This window comes from Enterobacter sp. 3U4 (assembly GCF_057224565.1).
In genome coordinates, this window is record NZ_CP136665.1 from 4,095,402 (window position 1) to 4,113,035 (window position 17,634).

17 protein-coding genes are annotated in these 17,634 nt (G+C 54.2%); 8 read left to right on the forward strand and 9 right to left on the reverse strand.

Translation table 11 applies throughout. The annotated features are described in order from the left end of the window. Positions 1 to 24: 24 nt before the first annotated feature. Together RVY89_RS19540 and RVY89_RS19545 are read right to left on the reverse strand one after the other, a co-directional pair. Complete coding sequence (locus tag RVY89_RS19540) at positions 25 to 2,913, reverse strand: autotransporter outer membrane beta-barrel domain-containing protein (RefSeq protein ID WP_484826200.1); 2,889 nt, start codon at positions 2,911 to 2,913, stop codon at positions 25 to 27. A 71-nt stretch (positions 2,914 to 2,984) separates the two neighbouring features. Further along, on the reverse strand, positions 2,985 to 3,602 hold the full coding sequence (locus RVY89_RS19545) for a helix-turn-helix transcriptional regulator (RefSeq protein ID WP_484827962.1): 618 nt from the start codon (positions 3,600 to 3,602) through the stop codon (positions 2,985 to 2,987). Positions 3,603 to 4,149: 547 nt separating this feature from the next. On the opposite strand from RVY89_RS19545, the gene RVY89_RS19550 reads away from it, so the two are divergent. The 6 genes from RVY89_RS19550 (at position 4,150) to fabY (ending at position 8,343) form a co-directional block, all read left to right on the forward strand. Continuing rightward, positions 4,150 to 4,893 (forward strand): winged helix-turn-helix domain-containing protein, encoded by a 744-nt coding sequence (locus RVY89_RS19550; RefSeq protein ID WP_484826201.1) that lies wholly within the window; start codon positions 4,150 to 4,152, stop codon positions 4,891 to 4,893. Further along, a complete protein-coding gene (locus tag RVY89_RS19555; protein WP_484826202.1) occupies positions 4,890 to 5,360 on the forward strand; it encodes a hypothetical protein in 471 nt (156 codons plus the stop codon). The genes RVY89_RS19550 and RVY89_RS19555 overlap by 4 nt, the downstream gene beginning before the upstream one ends. A gap of 88 nt (positions 5,361 to 5,448) precedes the next feature. Then, the gene (yihX, locus tag RVY89_RS19560) at positions 5,449 to 6,048 is read left to right on the forward strand and encodes a glucose-1-phosphatase (protein WP_148769963.1); all 600 of its coding nucleotides are present in this window, start codon (positions 5,449 to 5,451) and stop codon (positions 6,046 to 6,048) included. Further along, a complete protein-coding gene (locus RVY89_RS19565) occupies positions 6,042 to 6,923 on the forward strand; it encodes a virulence factor BrkB family protein (RefSeq protein ID WP_193941352.1) in 882 nt (293 codons plus the stop codon). Before yihX ends, RVY89_RS19565 begins: the two co-directional genes overlap by 7 nt. Continuing rightward, positions 6,920 to 7,357: a D-aminoacyl-tRNA deacylase gene (gene dtd, locus RVY89_RS19570; RefSeq protein WP_025912308.1), complete on the forward strand. Its 438-nt coding sequence runs from the start codon at positions 6,920 to 6,922 to the stop codon at positions 7,355 to 7,357. The genes RVY89_RS19565 and dtd overlap by 4 nt, the downstream gene beginning before the upstream one ends. Before the next feature lie 44 nt (positions 7,358 to 7,401). After that, positions 7,402 to 8,343 carry a fatty acid biosynthesis protein FabY gene (fabY, locus tag RVY89_RS19575; RefSeq protein WP_484826203.1) on the forward strand — a complete coding sequence of 314 codons (942 nt, stop codon included), beginning with the start codon at positions 7,402 to 7,404 and terminating at the stop codon, positions 8,341 to 8,343. Positions 8,344 to 8,351: 8 nt separating this feature from the next. Here the strand turns inward: fabY and RVY89_RS19580 are convergent, their stop codons facing one another. From RVY89_RS19580 to fdnG, 5 genes are all read right to left on the reverse strand, one after another. Then, on the reverse strand, positions 8,352 to 9,272 hold the full coding sequence (locus RVY89_RS19580) for an alpha/beta hydrolase (protein WP_484826204.1): 921 nt from the start codon (positions 9,270 to 9,272) through the stop codon (positions 8,352 to 8,354). A gap of 219 nt (positions 9,273 to 9,491) precedes the next feature. Continuing rightward, on the reverse strand, positions 9,492 to 10,421 hold the full coding sequence (gene fdhE / locus RVY89_RS19585; protein ID WP_262752633.1) for a formate dehydrogenase accessory protein FdhE: 930 nt from the start codon (positions 10,419 to 10,421) through the stop codon (positions 9,492 to 9,494). Continuing rightward, complete coding sequence (fdoI, locus tag RVY89_RS19590) at positions 10,418 to 11,053, reverse strand: formate dehydrogenase cytochrome b556 subunit (protein WP_008501832.1); 636 nt, start codon at positions 11,051 to 11,053, stop codon at positions 10,418 to 10,420. The genes fdhE and fdoI overlap by 4 nt, the downstream gene beginning before the upstream one ends. After that, the gene (gene fdxH / locus RVY89_RS19595; protein ID WP_008501831.1) at positions 11,050 to 11,952 is read right to left on the reverse strand and encodes a formate dehydrogenase subunit beta; all 903 of its coding nucleotides are present in this window, start codon (positions 11,950 to 11,952) and stop codon (positions 11,050 to 11,052) included. The genes fdoI and fdxH overlap by 4 nt, the downstream gene beginning before the upstream one ends. 12 nt (positions 11,953 to 11,964) lie before the next feature. Continuing rightward, a complete protein-coding gene (fdnG, locus tag RVY89_RS19600) occupies positions 11,965 to 15,015 on the reverse strand; it encodes a formate dehydrogenase-N subunit alpha (protein WP_484826205.1) in 3,051 nt (1,016 codons plus the stop codon). Between the two features lie 371 nt (positions 15,016 to 15,386). Between fdnG and fdhD the strand changes: the two genes are divergently transcribed. Both fdhD and RVY89_RS19610 read left to right on the forward strand, forming a co-directional pair. Continuing rightward, a complete protein-coding gene (gene fdhD / locus RVY89_RS19605) occupies positions 15,387 to 16,223 on the forward strand; it encodes a formate dehydrogenase accessory sulfurtransferase FdhD (protein ID WP_484826206.1) in 837 nt (278 codons plus the stop codon). 114 nt (positions 16,224 to 16,337) lie between these two features. After that, positions 16,338 to 16,550 carry a YdgH/BhsA/McbA family protein gene (locus RVY89_RS19610; RefSeq protein ID WP_023309747.1) on the forward strand — a complete coding sequence of 71 codons (213 nt, stop codon included), beginning with the start codon at positions 16,338 to 16,340 and terminating at the stop codon, positions 16,548 to 16,550. A gap of 39 nt (positions 16,551 to 16,589) precedes the next feature. Here RVY89_RS19610 and RVY89_RS19615 read toward each other — a convergent pair whose 3' ends face one another. Together RVY89_RS19615 and RVY89_RS19620 are read right to left on the reverse strand one after the other, a co-directional pair. Next, the gene (locus tag RVY89_RS19615) at positions 16,590 to 16,913 is read right to left on the reverse strand and encodes an AzlD domain-containing protein (RefSeq protein ID WP_033146957.1); all 324 of its coding nucleotides are present in this window, start codon (positions 16,911 to 16,913) and stop codon (positions 16,590 to 16,592) included. Next, positions 16,913 to 17,572, reverse strand: a complete 660-nt coding sequence (locus RVY89_RS19620) for an AzlC family ABC transporter permease (RefSeq protein ID WP_484826207.1) — start codon at positions 17,570 to 17,572, stop codon at positions 16,913 to 16,915. The genes RVY89_RS19615 and RVY89_RS19620 overlap by 1 nt, the downstream gene beginning before the upstream one ends. Positions 17,573 to 17,634: the final 62 nt, after the last annotated feature.

The following is a 17,634-nucleotide window of genomic DNA, read 5'->3' on the forward strand; positions in this document are numbered from 1 at the left end:
GATTTCTCAGCGGCTTTTTTGTTGTTATTTGAAGCTGTATTTCACCCCCAGCATCCCCTGGGTATCGCTGTAGCCTTTGTCGCCTATCTGCTGAGCCACATTGCCCCATACGCTAAGCTGCGGCGTAATCTGCCCCTCTACGCCTGTCTTGAGTTCACCGATATTGCGAGTGCCGCGCATTTCATTGCTAACGTCATCCATGCGGATACGCGTGGTCTGGGTATTGTGGATCCAGTTCGCCTCGATAAACGGCTGGAAGGTACGGGATTTATCGTCGTCAATCGCGTTATGTCCGCTGATATAGGCCTTCACGCCGAGACGTGTCATCAGGTTCCCGTGAGTCTCGTCTTTCACCCGCGTGCCGTTGCGCTCGCGATGGTCGTCAGCCTGCACGTCCATCCAAACGGCCTGCGCCTTCGGTTGGATCCAGTAGCTGTTGCGACCGCTTTCGCCCACCTTAACGCTATAGCCTGCTTCTACAGAGGCGGTCACGCCGCTGGAGCGATAGTTTTCAGTGGCCTGATCCTGCCCCATCACCTTATTGTCGAACCAGTTATACAGCATCCAGCTATCCACGTAGGTACCACTTTTATCCACGTCGTTTGCGTACCAGGTCCCGTACAGACCGACGCTATAGCCATTCACTTCACCGCGTGAGTGATAGCCGGTCAGGCTGGAGGCGCTCCGGCTCTGGCTGTTGCCGTAGCCCGCCATCAGACCAAGATGCCAACGGTCCAGGCCGTCGGTGCTCCACTGGGCAACATCGCCACCCAGCTGCAGCACGTATCGATTGGCGGTCGTTTTTAACTGGCCGCTGCCGTCTCTGAAACGCGTATGGCCGCCGACGTTACGCATCCACAAGCTCGTTACTTTCTGCTCGCCGGTGAGCATGTCGGTGTACTGCGTTTCACCCAGACGGTCATGCAGGCGGGTCATAAACAGCGTATTTGCCGCATAGCTGTTTGCCAGATAGCTCCCAAATTCCGGACGATACTGATGCTCGCTTTTCGGTGGTGCAGGCTGTGGGACGGGCTCTTGCGGCGGAATCACCGGGTCGACGGGTGGGTCCACTGGGTCAACAGGTGGATCTACCGGGTCGACAGGTGGGTCAACAGGGTCAACAGGCGGATCTACCGGGTCAACCGGTGGATCAACGGGCTCAACCAGGCTGGTCAGAAACCAGTTTTTACCTTTTTGCACAACGTTATAGTCATAGCCCCCCGCCACGATACGGCTGGCCTTCTCAAACGTCCCATCAGAGTTGCCGCCAACGCTGACAATTTCAATCCCTTCTACGGTTTGCGCGCCAGCACCGCCAATGTTATTCACTTCCACGCCGGTATGACCGGAAGAGTTGCCTTCAACGATCAGTTTGTCCGTTTCCGAGGTATCGTCAAACAGTACGGTATTGAAAACCAGCTTGCCGCCGTTGCCGATAAAATCATCACTGATGGTCAGGGTTTGCCATGCTGCATCCTCAGAATGCTGGAAATTAATCGTGCCGCCCGCATTCAGCGTCAGGCTGGTCAACGTGGAGCTGTCGCGCATATTCCACACGGCATCATTCATCGTAAGCGCGATAGTCCCTGTACCGTTGGCGTTGCTCTCAATATAAGACGCCCCGTTCCACAGTGAGTTATCATCCATATTCAGCGTAATGGCACTGTTTTGAGCCGGAAGCGTGCTGGTGGCCGCGACGCCGCCTGCGGAGAGGATATCGCCTGTGAGGACGAATTTTCCGCCCGCGGACGCATCAATAACCCCGCCATTGCCGACGTTCATGGCATAACTGCCGTTATCGCGTTGGCCAGCGGTGGTAATGGTTGCGCCACCCCCGAGCGTTATCACGCCACGTGACCAGGCATACATCCCGTGCGGCGCTTGCGCAGAACTGTTGATTTTCTCGCGGCTGTTTACCGTAATGGTGACGTTATCTCCAGTATTCACCGCGCCTGTGTACGCATAGACGCCATGCGCGCTGGCACCGTTGGTGGTGATGGTCGCGCCTTCATCAAGGGTGATGGTTGACGAGCCGGTAGAATAAACCCCGGAAGCGCTGGACGCGTCGGTAGTTATCGTCGCGTTTTTCCCCAGCTCAATTTTTGACGCTGAACCTGCATACAGGCCGTAGGACGATGTGCCGTAGGTTTCGATGGCGGCCTCATCCCCCAGACGGACGTATGAGCCGCTCTGGTTGGTTCGAATCCCCTCGGCGGAAGTCCCACGCGTAACAATGTGCGCACGATCGCCGACGATAACGTTATTTTTGGCCTTCGACGCATCATTCAACGCATAGGCGCTGATACCCCGACCGGTACTGCCAGTTGTTTCGATATAGAGATCGTCACCCACATAAATATTGGCGGAGCCGAGAGAGCCCTGGCTGAAGGAGCTGTATCCGGCATTAATACCGTCACCGCTTAGGCCATTGACGTAAATATGGGTACGGTCGCCGGTAATGATAAATACCGGGTTGTCCGGCGTGTTCATACCATGGGTACGAATACCGTCGACGTCTTTACCATTGTTGGCGGCCACTTTTGACTGGGTGCGAATAGTGAGATCGTCACCAAATATCACCCCCGGGCTGCCGGACGTGGAGTTCTGAATAACGGTGACTGAATGCTCAAAGGCTTCCGCCCCCGGTCCTTCAAGGGTGATCCCATCTCCATAGATCGGAATATTTCCTGCGCTGTACTGGTAGACATAGTTAGGATCGCCGGTATTTTTGCTAAAGTTCGCGTTTGCCGTTCCAGGAATCAACGCCTGTATTTCTGCAGGCAAATCCGTTACTGCTCCGGAGGCGGGTAAATTAGCAAAATCTATTGCCGCTGCATGTACGGTAAATAGTACTGACGATAACGCCAGCGAAATAGCAGCGGCGACTGGTGAGTGTTTCATTAAATATGGCATAGCTAGCCCCTTTCTTTCAGGCGTAGAACATCCTCCACAGCATTAGATGTGGGTATGTAAAAAGGTTGAAATTACAAAATAGAAACAAGGATTTTATGGATGCTGGTACCTAACTTCCTCTCTAGTCGTATTTTATGTACATAAATTTTTTTAACATCGATGCTGTCTGTTTTTATAATCTCCTGGAGGCACGCTCCTGATAAAAACCTGTTAAGTAGAGTGAATTCGACAGTGTTCAACATGCTGCCACGTCTGCTATTCACCCGTCTTCCGGAGAATAGATGGCTAATTTTTTCCTTTAATATATTGTCGTTATCATTCGAATAAATAACTCCCTTTATTTCACTGCGATGAGTGAAGAAGTAATTGGCCAATGCTTCCATTTTGCGGTCTGAGATAATCACAATGTTCATGTTAGTTCTCGCCAGTCGTTCAATCCATTGCGGATCGGCAAGTACGCGCAGGTTGCACATCGAAAAGTCTACAAAAATAAATCCGCGTAATAAGTGATTCTTGTTTTCTCGCAATATTTTATTTTCTACTGCAGTCTGCAGGAAATGGTTACCACCTGGCCAAACTGCGAATGAGGCGTTTCCGCAATATTGTGAACGTACTGCGTTATCTGGAAATAACTGACAGGACAATTCACAGCTTATACAGCGGACAACCTTATGCGACGATGTTATCATCCAGTCCATTCCTGTCTTATTTTCACTGTCAATATTTCACTGCCATGCAAATGTGTCAATCTTGAAACATATCCAGTGACCCTCTCTTGTTTATGAAAAATAATGGTAAAGAATATAAATTCCTGGTGATGTCTATTCTGTCAGGCCGTAGCTATGGCCAGAGGATATACTTCGGTCGACGTATTTTCAGAATATTCGTCAGTCTATTAAGATTATTCGACAAAAAGAATCCCGGAAGAAGATTCATGAAATAGCACTAATAGCTAAAATTTCGTTTCGTAAATCTGCCGTAACGACCTTCTTTTCTCCGGTTGCGGCTCAATATAATTATTTGCGCTGGCAAAGTGTAATGAAATCTTATTATGTCGTTTTAGATGAGAAAAACCTAAGAAAAAGACTGTTTAACTCATTGAAAAACAATGCATTAATTTTAATCTTAGTTGGGGTGTTATCGCGTCCTGATTCTTCTGACCTATACTGTTGTTAAATATACGTATGTCTTTTTGGTGTATATGATTAAGCATTGTTATTGTTGAGGAAAGGAAAATTGTATCTCATTAACAAATTGGTCGAGTATGATCCAGAAAACAAAACCCTGGTAAATCATATTTCCGGGCGCTCGATACAATTGCAGCTTCCTGCCAACCTCTGTTTTCTTTATCTCGTCACTCATCCGGGAGAAATTATTTCGCAAAACCAGTTAATGGTGGTGGGATGGGGGGAACGCAATGACGTCACCACGCCGAATACCTTTTACCAGGCCATTTTGACATTACGCAATGCTCTGGCTGAGGTGGGGTTACCGCGCGATACGGTAAAAACGATTACTCGCCGCGGGCTGATGCTTTCCGAAGCCACTCAGGTTGAAGTATTTACCCCAACTGCTGAGACGGTCATCGTCAATAAAGACATGGCAATAGCCGATGGCACCGCGAGGCAGAGGCCGGCCTGGTTGATAATTATCACCGCGACGCTTTTGCTGATCGCGTTTATCAATGGAGTGATATTATATAAGCATCACCAGAACATGCCGTTTAGTAACTTTATTCCACTTTCAACGGGCAGCACGACCAACGCCTGCCAGCTTTTTTATGCACCTAATGAACCTGTTCAGGATCATTACTTGACCCTGTTAAAAAACTATCCCGGTCTGTGTGCCGAAAAACGATACGTTTTTCTCATCGGCTATAGTAAAACGGAGCGAATGGCGGCGTTTGTCTGTAATAACGATGCGCGACGGGACGCGGCAGCATTATGTACCACGCATTATTTTTGGGCACATGAGCAATGAAGACACTCCGGAACCGTATTATTTTGCTGGTGGCGTTTCTGATGGCCGCTATCACCAGCGGTTGGTTAGCGTATTCGCATTTTTCGAGTACCCCGATACGCTGTACGGGAGATGTAGAATGGACGATTGGTAAAAACCGATTTGTGGGTACGGTGTCCTGGCGGATGCAGCATCGTGAGGGGTCTACCGTCATTAACGGTAAATTATTTGGTCAGAGGGTTTCTGAAGTTAACCGGACCATCTATTTTCACTACAGCTATCATCAGAACGCGCGCGTATTAAATAACGATCGGATTGTTAAAACCTTCGCCGATGATGCGGATGAGGCTGATATAAACGCAACGCTGCCGGGTTTTTATCGTACGCCGGGAAGAGAGCTGAGCCTGATGATCGATGAGTATCGCGGGGCCTGGCTTTTCGCCGCGTCAAACGTCCCTTCACTTTACTGTCGTAAAAACGCGCCGTAAAAATCGATCGCACACCTTAGACCGCACGCATAGTCAAATCTCTTTATTCCCGCTACAGTTACCTCTCCACGGCGAGCAGGAGATAAACATGCTTTATATCTTTGATTTAGGAAACGTCATCGTCGATATCGATTTTAATCGCGTGTTGGGTGCATGGAGCGACTTTAGCCGCGTGCCGCTGGCAACGTTAAAGCAGAATTTCGCGATGGGCGAAACCTTCCATCAGCATGAGCGCGGCGAGATCAGTGATGAAGAATTTGCGGAACGCTTCTGTCAGGAGATGGATCTACCGTTAAGCTACGAGCAGTTTTCCCACGGCTGGCAGGCGGTATTTGTGGCCATTCGGCCTGAGGTGATCGACATCATGCATAAGCTTCGCGAGCAGGGGCATCGGGTCGTTGTACTGTCAAATACTAACCGTCTGCACACGACGTTCTGGCCCGAGGAATACCCTGAAGTTAAGGCGGCGGCAGATAAGATCTATCTCTCGCAGGAGATGGGGATGCGTAAGCCTGAAGCGCGAATTTATCAGGCTGTTCTGCAGGCAGAGGGATTCACCGCGGCCGATGCGGTCTTTTTCGACGACAACGCCGATAATATAGAGGGAGCTAACCAGTTGGGTATAACGTCAATTCTGGTGACCGGAAAAGAGACGATACCAAACTACTTTGCGAAGCAGCTATGCTAAAAACCGTTCATCAGAAAGCCACGCATCATACTCGCCCGCTGAGGGCCTGGCTGAAGCTGCTCTGGCACCGTATTGATGAGGACAACATGACCACGCTGGCGGGTAACCTCGCCTACGTGTCGTTGCTCTCCTTAGTACCGCTGGTGGCGGTTATCTTTGCCCTGTTTTCCGCCTTTCCGATGTTTGCAGACGTCAGCCTGCAGCTTCGTCATTTTGTCTTCGCGAATTTCATTCCTGCAACCGGGGATGTCATCCAGAACTACATTGAGCAGTTTGTAGCCAATTCCAGCAAGATGACGGCAGTGGGAGCATGCGGTCTTATCGTCACCGCGCTGCTGTTGATGTACGCCATTGATAACGCGCTGAACACGATCTGGCGGAGTAAAAAAACGCGGCCTAAAGTGTATTCCTTTGCCGTGTACTGGATGATCCTCACGCTGGGGCCGCTGCTGGCCGGGGCGAGCCTGGCGATCAGTTCGTATCTTCTTTCCTTGCGCTGGGCGAGTGATTTAAACGGCGCTATTGATAATGCGCTTCGCATCTTTCCGTTGATCCTGTCGTGGCTCTCGTTCTGGCTGCTCTATAGCGTCGTACCGACCACGCGCGTGCCTAACCGCGATGCGGTCGTGGGGGCGCTGGTGGCGGCGTTGCTCTTTGAGCTCGGTAAGAAAGGCTTTGCCCTCTACATCACCATGTTTCCGTCCTATCAGCTGATTTACGGCGTGCTGGCGGTGATCCCCATTTTGTTTGTCTGGGTCTACTGGACCTGGTGTATCGTCTTGCTTGGTGCCGAAATAACTGTCACTCTCGGTGTGTACCGCGAACTTAAAAAAGCAGCAGAAGCTGAAAAACAACAAGAAGCAGACCAACCATGATTGCATTGATACAGCGCGTAACCCGTGCCAGCGTCACCGTGGAGGGAGAGGTGACGGGTGAAATTGGCTCAGGACTTTTGGTGTTGTTAGGTGTCGAAAAGGATGATGACGAACAAAAGGCCAACCGCTTGTGCGAGCGCGTGCTGGGCTACCGTATTTTCAGCGATGCGGAAGGCAAGATGAACCTGAACGTCCAGCAGGCGGGCGGCAGCGTGCTGGTGGTTTCCCAGTTTACGCTGGCAGCGGATACCGAGCGCGGCATGCGCCCGAGCTTCTCTAAAGGGGCCGCGCCGGATCGTGCAGAAGCACTTTACGAGTACTTTGTTGAGCGTTGTCGCCAGCAGGAAATGAATACGCAAACCGGACGATTCGCTGCAGATATGCAGGTATCGCTGGTGAACGATGGCCCCGTCACATTCTGGCTCCAGGTATGAGCCAACTGGCGGCGTGGCCGCGGGTAACAAGAGAGAGTACAGCTATGTATCACCTTCGAGTACCGCAAACGGAAGAAGAGTTAGACGCTTATTACCAGTTTCGCTGGGAAATGCTGCGCAAGCCACTGCATCAGCCAAAAGGATCTGAACGCGACGCCTGGGACGCGATGGCCCACCATCAGATGGTGATGGACGAAGAGGGCAACCTCGTGGCCGTCGGGCGTTTGTATATCAACGCCGATAACGAAGCGTCTATTCGCTTTATGGCGGTTCATCCCTCCGTGCAGGACAAAGGCCTGGGGACACTCATGGCGATGACCCTTGAGTCCGTCGCCCGTCAGGAAGGCGTTAAGCGCGTCACCTGTAGCGCCCGCGAAGATGCCGTAGAATTTTTCGCCAAGCTAGGTTTTGTGAATCAGGGGGAAATTACGACCCCGCAAACCACGCCGATTCGTCATTTTTTGATGATCAAACCCATCGCCACCCTGGACGATATTCTTCATCGCGCCGACTGGTGTGGACAGCTGCAGCAGGCCTGGTATCAGCACATTCCGCTCAGTGAAAAAATGGGCGTGCGCATTCAGCAGTACACCGGACAAAAATTTATTACCACCATGCCGGAAACCGGCAATCAGAACCCGAACCACACGCTGTTTGCCGGCAGCCTGTTCTCTCTGGCCACGCTCACCGGCTGGGGGCTTATCTGGCTGATGCTTCGCGAGCGCCATCTGGGCGGCACCATCATTCTCGCCGATGCCCACATTCGCTATAGCGCACCGATCAGCGGCAAGCCGAGCGCGGTAGCCGATCTGGGGTCACTGGGCGGCGATCTGGACCGTCTGGCGCGCGGCCGCAAAGCCCGCGTACAAATGCAGGTTGAACTGTTTGGCGATAAAACACCGGGCGCGGTGTTTGAAGGCACCTATATCGTTCTTCCGGCGAAGCCTTTTGGCGCGTATGAAGAGGGTGGGAACGAGGAGGAATAAGCTCCTGTTCACGCTCCCCGGGCGTGCTGAATCCGCCCGGCGACATCCCGCATAACGTCTCGCGCTGACTGGCTAACGCCGCCAAGCTGAAAGAAGCCATGGATGACGCCCAGCCAGCGCTGAGCGGTACACTTCACACCCTGCTCCGTCAGATGCTGGAACAACATTTCGCCCTCATCGCAAAGCGGATCGTACTCTGCGGTAATAATGTACACAGGCGGAAGACCGTAAAAATCATCGCGCCACAGCGGACTCGCTTCGGGGTGCTGGCGGTCGGTGTCTGCGAGATACATTTCATACCCGCTGAGCAGGGTATCGCGGGTGATAATGTAATCCGTGCCATTGAGGGCATAGCTTTCAAAACTGGCGGTGGCGTCGAGCATGGGGTAGATAAGAATAAGCTGCGCAGGTTGCCACAGCCCTTTCAGCTTAAGCCGTAGCGCCGTTACCAGCGCAAGATGTCCCCCCGCGCTGTCTCCGCAAAGGGTGATCCGGTTTTTATCCACGCCCAGTTTGTCCGCATACTGCCAGACCAGATCTGCACCTCTTTCCGCATCGTCATGTGCGGCGGGGAAAATATGCTCCGGCGCCAGCCTGTACTGAATCGCAATCACCCGGCAATTGCCGTAGCAGGCTAACTGACGAAGTTGATTGTCATGGGTATCAAAGCCGCCGCTGATAAAGCATCCGCCGTGGTAGTAGATGGCTGCAGGCAATAGTTCAGGCGCATTGAGAGGTGAATATACCCGAATGGTTAGACCCTCAAGAACAAGCGTCTCCACCTGTACGCGCGTTTCGGTCTCCCCGGCAAGCCCCGTGCTGGCAATATAGCCTGCTCGTCGCACCTCAATGCTCTGGCGACGTGACGAGGGCCGACCTGCAGCGATAAACCCCTGAACCAGCTGTGCAATACCCTGTTCCAGCGCCATGAAAATTCCCTTTTACTGTATGGATGAACAGTTTTATAGCCTGGTTTGATTCAAAAGAAAACAAGAATAATGTTGAGGGCAAGAATCTTGAAAGCAGCTCGCAAAGGCGATAACGCCTCTTTCAACGAAAATGAAGAGTATCTGGCATGAAAGACGGCGGGTATTGCTGTCGAACTGAAGGCCGGGCAAGCACGCGCCGCCCGGCACTGTTACAGGGAATTACTCCCCTTCACCCGGGAACAGGAACGGGTTGATCGAGCTGCGGGCAAAGCCCTCCTGCTCCATCTTCGCATCCAGAATCAGCGAGGCGAGATCGTCGGCCACCGCTTCGACTTTCGGGTCTTTTTCCTGATACAGAATCTTCAGGTAAGTGCCGCAGTCGCCGCAGCTTTCAGCTTTCACTGCCGCTTCTTCATTTTCCAGCGACCAGTAGTTCAGATCGCGGGTCTGTTCACAGTTGCTGCACTTGATGCGCACCACGTGCCACTCGGTTTCACACAGGTTGCAGTGCAGGTAGCGCAGCCCCTGCGTGGTGCCGATTTGCACCATGCTGGAAACCGGCATTGAGCCGCAGACCGGGCAGAACTGGCGCGCTTCGCCGTATTCGGCGCGGGCTTTACCGGGAATCAGGCTTGCCATTTGCGCCCAGTAGAGCGACAGCGCAGCCCAGATAAACGGCGCTTTATCGCTGCTGACCAGAGAGAAGTCAGAGGCAAACAGCGCGCTCGCCATCTCTTCAAGCTCTTGTTCGGACGCTTTTTCCAGATTCTCAATGACCGCCAGCGCGGTGCCGCTCATTTCCGGCTTCAGCTCGGCAATCAGCGAATGCAGCAGCTTTTGCCAGTGCTTGTCGCGCGGCAGGACGTGAATGTCCAGCGGCGGCTTGCCCTGCGCGTTGGCTTCTTTGATCCGCGCGGTCAGGTCCATTTGCAGAGGGTGGTCATACAGCACCACTTCCTGCGCGTGGGCAACCAGCGCGGCAAAACGCAGAAAATCGCCCAGCGGGTTGTTCTCTGCCAGCTCGCGCAGACGCTCTGCGCGGCGGTTGTAGAGGTTCTTGAGTCTGGGGAATAACAACGGCGGAATATAATCCGCCGTGCGTTTCTCGCTCGAACCCAGCTCATCTTGCGGGATTATGCGAATACTCATTCAGATGACTTTTCCTGTTTCTGGCGGACTTCACGGTACCAGCGCGGGTGATGCTTCTTCGCCCACGTACTGGTTACCCATCCTTCCACCATCGCGGTAATGGTGCCTTTCACCCAAAGTGCGGCGTAGATATGCACCATGATAACCACAATTAACGCCACTGCGGCAAATGAATGCAGCATCAGCGCGAATCGGATCACCGGGATTGAGAAAGCAGGCGCAAAGTACGGACGCCAGATGATCACGCCGCTCACCAGCAACAGGACCAGGAAGATAATCGCCGCCCAGAATACGCATTTCTGGCCGAAGTTATAGCGCCCGGTGTCACCTACTTCCTCGTTGACGACGATCTTACGAATATTCTTCGCCCAAAAGATATCATCCCGATTGATTAGGTTATGGTGCCAGTAGCGGAAAAACATGATGATAAACGACGCGAACATGATGACGCCCACAAACGGGTGCAGGATGCGCGCCAGCTGTGGTGTCCCCATGATCTGCATCAGCCAGTTGAAGGACGGGAAGAAGAACCCCAGCCCGCTTATCGCCGCCAGCATGAAGCAGAAGGCGGTGACCCAGTGGTTGATGCGTTCCGGCGCGGTGTAGCGCACGATGGTGTCACGTTTTCTCATTTGCGCACCTCGTCTTTCTCTTCATGCAGGTTGTCGTCTTCCTCTTCCGCGCGGTTCGGACCAACGCCGACGTAGTGGAAGATGCTCGCTGCGAAGGTGGCAGCAAAACCCACCGCTGCCAGCGGTTTCCAGATGCCTTTCCAGAACTTCACGGTGGCGCTGATTTCCGGGTTCTCCGGCAGGCCGTGGTACAGGTTCGGCTTGTCGGCGTGGTGCAGCACATACATCACGTGCGTACCGCCAACCCCGGCCGGATCGTACAGGCCCGCGTTGTCGTAACCACGGGTTTTCAGCTCGCCCACGCGCTCTGCTGCCAGCGTTTTCATATCCTCTTTGGAGCCAAAGTGGATAGCGCCGGTTGGGCAGGTCTTCACGCACGCTGGCTCCTGGCCGACGGTGACGCGGTCCACGCACAGGGTGCATTTGTAGACGCGGTTGTCTTCCGGGTTCAGGCGAGGTACGTCGAACGGACAGCCCGCGATGCAGTAGCCGCAGCCGATGCACTGTTCGGACTGGAAGTCGACGATGCCGTTAGCATACTGAATGATAGCCCCTTCTGACGGACATGCCTTCAGGCAGCCCGGATCCGCACAGTGCATACAGCCGTCTTTGCGGATAAGCCATTCCAGTTTGTCGTTCTGCTCCACTTCCGAGAAACGCATCACCGTCCAGGACTTGGCGGTCAGGTCCGCCGGGTTGTCGTACACCCCGACGTTGTGACCCACTTCGTCACGCAGATCGTTCCACTCTGAACAAGCCACCTGACAGGCTTTACAGCCGATACAGGTGGTCACGTCGATAAGCTTCGCCACTTCCTGCTGGTGGTCCCGCGCCTGAGGCGCGGGCGTGAAACCGTTAGTCGCGGAACGACGGATAATGTCTTGAGATTGATAAGCCATAAGTCGTCTCCGTTACACCTTTTCCACGTTCACGAGGAAGGCCTTAAACTCCGGCGTCTGCGTGTTCGCATCACCGACGAACGGCGTCAGGGTATTCGCAATGAACCCTTTCTTCGCCACGCCTTCATAACCCCAGTGGATCGGAATACCAATGGTGTCCACCTGCTGACCGTGAACGTTCAGCGTGCGGATACGCTTGGTCACCACCGCCTTGGCTTTAATATAGCCGCGGTTAGAGGAGACCTTCACGGTATCGCCATGGGCGATGCCGAGCTTGCCCGCCAGCTTCTCGCCGATCTCCACAAACTGTTCCGGCTGCGCGATGGCGTTAAGCAGCGCGTGCTTGGTCCAGTAGTGGAAGTGCTCGGTCAGACGGTAGGTGGTGCCCACGTACGGGAACTTGTCCTTTTTACCCAGAGCTTCAAAGTCGCCCTTGAAGATACGGGCTGCCGGGTTAGAGACCACGTTCGGGTGCAGCGGGTTGGTGCCCAGCGGCGTCTCAAACGGCTCGTAGTGTTCCGGGAACGGACCTTCCGCCATCTTATCGATAGCAAACAGGCGTCCCATCCCTTCAGGCTGCATGATAAACGGCCCGACGTCGCTGCCCGGTGCGGCAGTGCTGTAGTCCGGAATATCCACGCCGCCCCATTTCGCGCCGTCCCACTTCAGCAGCTGACGCTTCGGATCCCACGGGTTGCCCTGCGGGTCAGCGGACGCGCGGTTATAGAGGATGCGGCGGTTGAGCGGCCACGCCCATGCCCAGCCCAGCGTATTGCCAAGGCCTGAAGGGTCGGCGTTATCGCGGTTTGCCATCTGGTTGCCCTTCGGCGTCCAGCTACCGGCAAAGATCCAGCAGCCGCTGGAGGTAGTACCGTCATCGCGCAGGTGCGCGAAGGTGCTGAGCTGATCGCCTTTCTTCGCCAGCACGGTGCCGGTGGCCGGGTCGATAACGTCCGCCAGCGCCTTACCGTTGCTCTCCATCGCCACTTCTTCTGGCGCAGGATTTTCCGGCGTCGAGTAGTTCCAGGTCATGTTCAGGACCGGTTCCGGGTTCGCGCCGCCTTCTTCCGCATACATCTTACGCAGGCGTAAGAAGATGCCGGCCAGGATCTCGCCGTCGTTCATGGCGATGCCCGGGGCGTCCGCGCCTTTCCAGTGCCACTGCAGCCAGCGTCCGGAGTTGACGATAGAACCGTTCTCTTCCGCGAAGCAGGTAGACGGCAGACGGAACACTTCGGTCTGAATCTTCGACGGATCGACGTCGTTCGATTCACCGTGGTTCTGCCAGAAGGTTGAGGTCTCGGTATTGAGCGGGTCAATCGTCACCAGGAACTTCAGTTTCGACAGCGACTCAACAACCTTGTTCTTGTTAGGGAACGAGGCCACCGGGTTAAAGCCCTGGCACAGATAGCCGTTCACTTTGCCCTGGTGCATCATCTCGAAATACTGCAGAACGTCGTAACCTTTGTCCCACTTCGGCAGCCAGTCAAAGCCCCAGCTGTTTTCAGCCGTCGCTTTATCACCGAAGAACGCTTTCATCATCGAGACGAAGAACTTCGGATAGTTGCCCCAGTAGTTCACCTGGCCTTCAAGCAGCGGTTTAGGCGTGCTGGCCGTCAGGTAGGTTTGCAGGTCCGTCTGTTTCTCGCTTGGCAGGTTCATGTAACCCGGCAGGCTTTGAGACAGCAGGCCGAGGTCGGTCAGACCCTGAATGTTGGAGTGACCGCGCAGGGCGTTCACGCCGCCGCCTGCCATCCCCATGTTGCCGAGCAGGAGCTGAACCATCGCCATGGTACGGATGTTCTGCGCACCGATGGAGTGCTGCGTCCAGCCGAGGGCGTACAGGAACGACGCGGTTTTGTCTTTCGCGCTGGTTTCGGCAATAAGCTCGCACACTTTCAGGAAGTCTGCCTTCGGCGTACCGCAGATGTTTTCGACAACCTCCGGCGTGTAGCGGGAGACGTGTTCTTTCAGCAGGTTCCACACGCAGCGCGGGTGTTGCAGGGTGGTATCGCGCTTCGCAAAGCCTTTCTCATCCAGCTCGTAGTTCCAGCTGGTTTTATCGTATTTGCGTTTTTCGGCGTCGTACCCGCTGAACAGGCCATCTTCGAAGTGGTAATCCTCACGCACGATCAGGCTGGCGTTGGTATAGGCTTCGGTGTATTCGCGGTTATATTTTTCGTTGGTCATCAGGTACAGCAATACGCCTGACAGGAAAGTGATGTCAGTACCTGAACGAATAGGGGTGTAGAAATCCGCCACTGACGCGGTACGCGTAAAGCGGGGATCGATCACAATCAGTTTCGCACCGTTGTGGATTTTGGCTTCCATCGCCCAGCGGAACCCGACAGGGTGCGCTTCAGCGGCGTTACCGCCCATCACCACAATGAGGTTGGCGTTCTTGATGTCGACCCAGTGGTTGGTCATCGCACCGCGACCAAATGTTGGAGCAAGACTTGCTACCGTTGGTCCGTGTCAGACACGCGCCTGGTTGTCGACCGCGAGCATACCGAGTGCGCGCGTAAATTTCTGGGTTAAATAACCGGTTTCGTTGCTGGAAGCAGAGGCACACAGCATCCCGGTGGAGAGCCAGCGGTTGACCGTGACGCCGTCGGCGTTCTTCTCAATAAAGTTGGCATCGCGGTCTTCTTTAATGTGTTTTGCGATGCGGTCGAACGCCTCTTCCCAGCTGATTTGCTGCCATTTGTCGGAGCCAGGCGCGCGATATTCCGGGAATTTAAGGCGGCTTTCGGAGTGGATAAAGTCTACCAGACCGGCCCCTTTCGGGCACAATGCGCCGCGGTTGACCGGATGATCCGGGTCGCCTTCGATATGGAAAATAGACGCTTTGGCGTTTTTAGCACCGTCGCCGAGGCTATACATCAACAGCCCGCAACCGACAGAGCAGTACGTACAGGTATTACGGGTTTCACGGGTGCGCAGCAGTTTATACTGCCGCGTTTCCGCCAGCGCTACGCCGGGCGCAAAGCCCAGTGCCGCTGCCGTGGTGCCTGCCATACCGCCAGCGCAGATCTTAAAGAACTGCCTTCTGCTGACCTGCATGGGTCACTCCTTGTTTCGACATTGCTTACATATGTAGTTTTGACTTCGCGGCTGAAGAATGACCGCAAAGGAAAAAATTTGCGTTAATCCCTCAATTCCACGAGGGATATCATCAGAATACCACAATGTCGGTACAGCTGTTCTAATGGCGTTAATACAAAGTGAACGTATTATCACCATGTTGATTATAAAGTGTGATATTGATCACACTTACAGCTCCGCTTGTTAAAGGGGTGTAGCGGGTGGCGGGTTGCACCCCTGCTAAATGAGTAGGAGAATGGTTGTCGAAAAGTTGATCCATACTATGCGTACAGCCTGTGGTTTATGCTGCAATAGCACGCTCGCTTCCGTGGTTGTTCAGGAATACCGCTGTGTCTAAACAAAACCATGCTCCCCACTCGTCACCACTGCCTGCGGGCATTGTGGAACTGTCGGTTCACAGACCGCCGCACATCACCCATGCCACGCCGGATTTTCTGGCGGAAGAAGTGCCCGTTGCGCTCGTTTACAACGGCATCTCGCATGTGGTGATGATGGCATCTCCGAAAGATCTTGAGCTGTTTGCCATCGGTTTTTCCCTCTCGGAAGGCATCATTGAGCATCCGCAAGAGATCTACGGTATGGACGTGGTGCAGGCCTGCAACGGCCTTGAAGTGCAAATCGAACTCTCCAGCCGCCGCTTCATGGGGCTCAAGGAACGCCGCCGCGCGCTGGCCGGGCGTACCGGCTGCGGCGTCTGCGGCGTTGAGCAGCTCAACGATATTGGTAAACCCGTTGCGCCACTGCCGTTTACTCAGACTTTCAATCTGGCGCACCTCGACCATGCGCTCAATCACCTGAACGACGTACAGCCCATCGGCCAGCTGAGCGGCTGCACGCACGCCGCGGCGTGGGTATTGCCGTCGGGAGAGATTGCCGGTGGGCATGAAGACGTGGGCCGCCACGTGGCGCTGGATAAGCTGCTCGGCCGTCGTGCGCGTGAAAGTCAGGTCTGGCAGCAGGGCGCGGCGCTCGTTTCCAGCCGGGCCAGCTACGAGATGGTGCAAAAGTCCGCCATGTGCGGTGTGGAAATTTTGTTCGCGGTGTCGGCGGCGACCACGCTGGCGGTGGAGGTGGCGGAGCGCTGCAACCTGACGCTGGTGGGCTTCTGCAAGCCGGGAAGGGCGACGATTTATACCCATCCTCAGCGATTAATAGTTGATCAGTAATTTTGAATGATATTAGCAAATCCTTCCGCTTTTAGTTGTTCGTGATGAGGTCTAGTATTTATCTCATCAAGGCACGGCGCCTTACCTAAACAACTTAATGAAAGGGTTTATATCATGAAAAGCATCAAAACTTTTGTCGCTGTAATCGCTCTGGCTACTTCTTTCGGTTCTTTCGCTGCTCAGACCGTGACCGCAACCGCGTCAACTATTGACGGCGCAGAAGCGAAAATCGCGGCTCAGGCTCAGGAAGCCGGCGCATCATCTTACAAAATTACCCAGGCGTTCTCAGGTAACCGCGTACACATGACTGCTGAACTGACTAAATAAGCTGTCACACCGTCGAAAGAGCGCCCCCGGGGCGCTTTTTTAGTTTATGCCCGCCACGCGCAGCAGCGCGGTTACCACTGCCGCCGCCACGATCACCACAATTAACGGCATCTTCCGCCAGGCCAGAAATACCGCAAACGCCACGCCCAGCACGCGCGCCATACCGGCAAAGTGGTCACCTTCATAAAACGTGGTCGCCAGCGCCACGGAAAACAACAATACCGTTGCCGCATCTGACAGCAGCGCCTGCGAACGTTCTGACAACGCCAGCCTGCTGCCCAGTTTCGCCCCGCCAAGACGCATCAGATACGTTCCCGCAGACAAAATGGCGATGCCGAGAATAAAAAACGTCATATTTCCCATTATTTTTTCCTCGTAGCGAGACCCAGTAAAGAGAGCAGCACCGGTAATCCCACCGGAGCAAACGGCACGGCGGCCAGCGACAGAGCGGCACCGCTGCAGGCGCGGATCAGCGTGGTACGGTTTTTAAATGCAGGAACCACTAATGCCAGCAGAATGGCCGGAAATACCGCGTCCAGCCCGATTGTTTCCGGATCCGGCAGCAGTTTGCCGACCATGGCGCCCAGCAGAGTCCCCAGAGGCCAGACAATCGCCACGCCTAAACCACATAGCCAGTACGCCGCTTTACGCTGTTCGGCGGTTTTTTGCGACAGGCCAAACACCACGCTTTCATCGTTCATGATGTGGCAGCCTAAAAGGCTCAGGCCACGTTTGCCCACCAGCTCACGCACCGTCACGCCAAACGGCACATGCCGCGCGTTGACCAGCAAACCAGCAGCCGCAGCCGCCAGCGGATTGCCGCCGCTCGCTACGATGCCGATAAACATAAACTCAGACGCGCCCGCCAGCACGGTAATGGAGAGCACAAACGGTACCCAGATCGGGAAACCGTAGGCCATCGCCAGCGAGCCGTAGGACATCCCGACCACACCCACCGCGAGGCAGACCAGGATAATTGCTTTTATTGTGTCGCCTTTCAGGCAAGAGAGATGATGCTTCATACATTTTTAGCCATATCGAACGTGTATCCATTATAATGAACGCAACAGAAGTGTTTTTCAAG

Coding starts and splice junctions, on each gene's coding strand:
- RVY89_RS19580 (WP_484826204.1), bottom strand. CDS start 9,272: ATGGCGCTGGAACAGGGTATTGCACAGCTGGTTCAGGGGTTTATCGCT.
- RVY89_RS19545 (WP_484827962.1), bottom strand. CDS start 3,602: ATGATAACATCGTCGCATAAGGTTGTCCGCTGTATAAGCTGTGAATTG.
- fabY (WP_484826203.1), top strand. CDS start 7,402: ATGTATCACCTTCGAGTACCGCAAACGGAAGAAGAGTTAGACGCTTAT.
- fdxH (WP_008501831.1), bottom strand. CDS start 11,952: ATGGCTTATCAATCTCAAGACATTATCCGTCGTTCCGCGACTAACGGT.
- dtd (WP_025912308.1), top strand. CDS start 6,920: ATGATTGCATTGATACAGCGCGTAACCCGTGCCAGCGTCACCGTGGAG.
- RVY89_RS19615 (WP_033146957.1), bottom strand. CDS start 16,913: ATGGGAAATATGACGTTTTTTATTCTCGGCATCGCCATTTTGTCTGCG.
- yihX (WP_148769963.1), top strand. CDS start 5,449: ATGCTTTATATCTTTGATTTAGGAAACGTCATCGTCGATATCGATTTT.
- RVY89_RS19620 (WP_484826207.1), bottom strand. CDS start 17,572: ATGAAGCATCATCTCTCTTGCCTGAAAGGCGACACAATAAAAGCAATT.
- fdoI (WP_008501832.1), bottom strand. CDS start 11,053: ATGAGAAAACGTGACACCATCGTGCGCTACACCGCGCCGGAACGCATC.
- fdhE (WP_262752633.1), bottom strand. CDS start 10,421: ATGAGTATTCGCATAATCCCGCAAGATGAGCTGGGTTCGAGCGAGAAA.
- RVY89_RS19610 (WP_023309747.1), top strand. CDS start 16,338: ATGAAAAGCATCAAAACTTTTGTCGCTGTAATCGCTCTGGCTACTTCT.
- RVY89_RS19565 (WP_193941352.1), top strand. CDS start 6,042: ATGCTAAAAACCGTTCATCAGAAAGCCACGCATCATACTCGCCCGCTG.
- RVY89_RS19555 (WP_484826202.1), top strand. CDS start 4,890: ATGAAGACACTCCGGAACCGTATTATTTTGCTGGTGGCGTTTCTGATG.
- RVY89_RS19540 (WP_484826200.1), bottom strand. CDS start 2,913: ATGCCATATTTAATGAAACACTCACCAGTCGCCGCTGCTATTTCGCTG.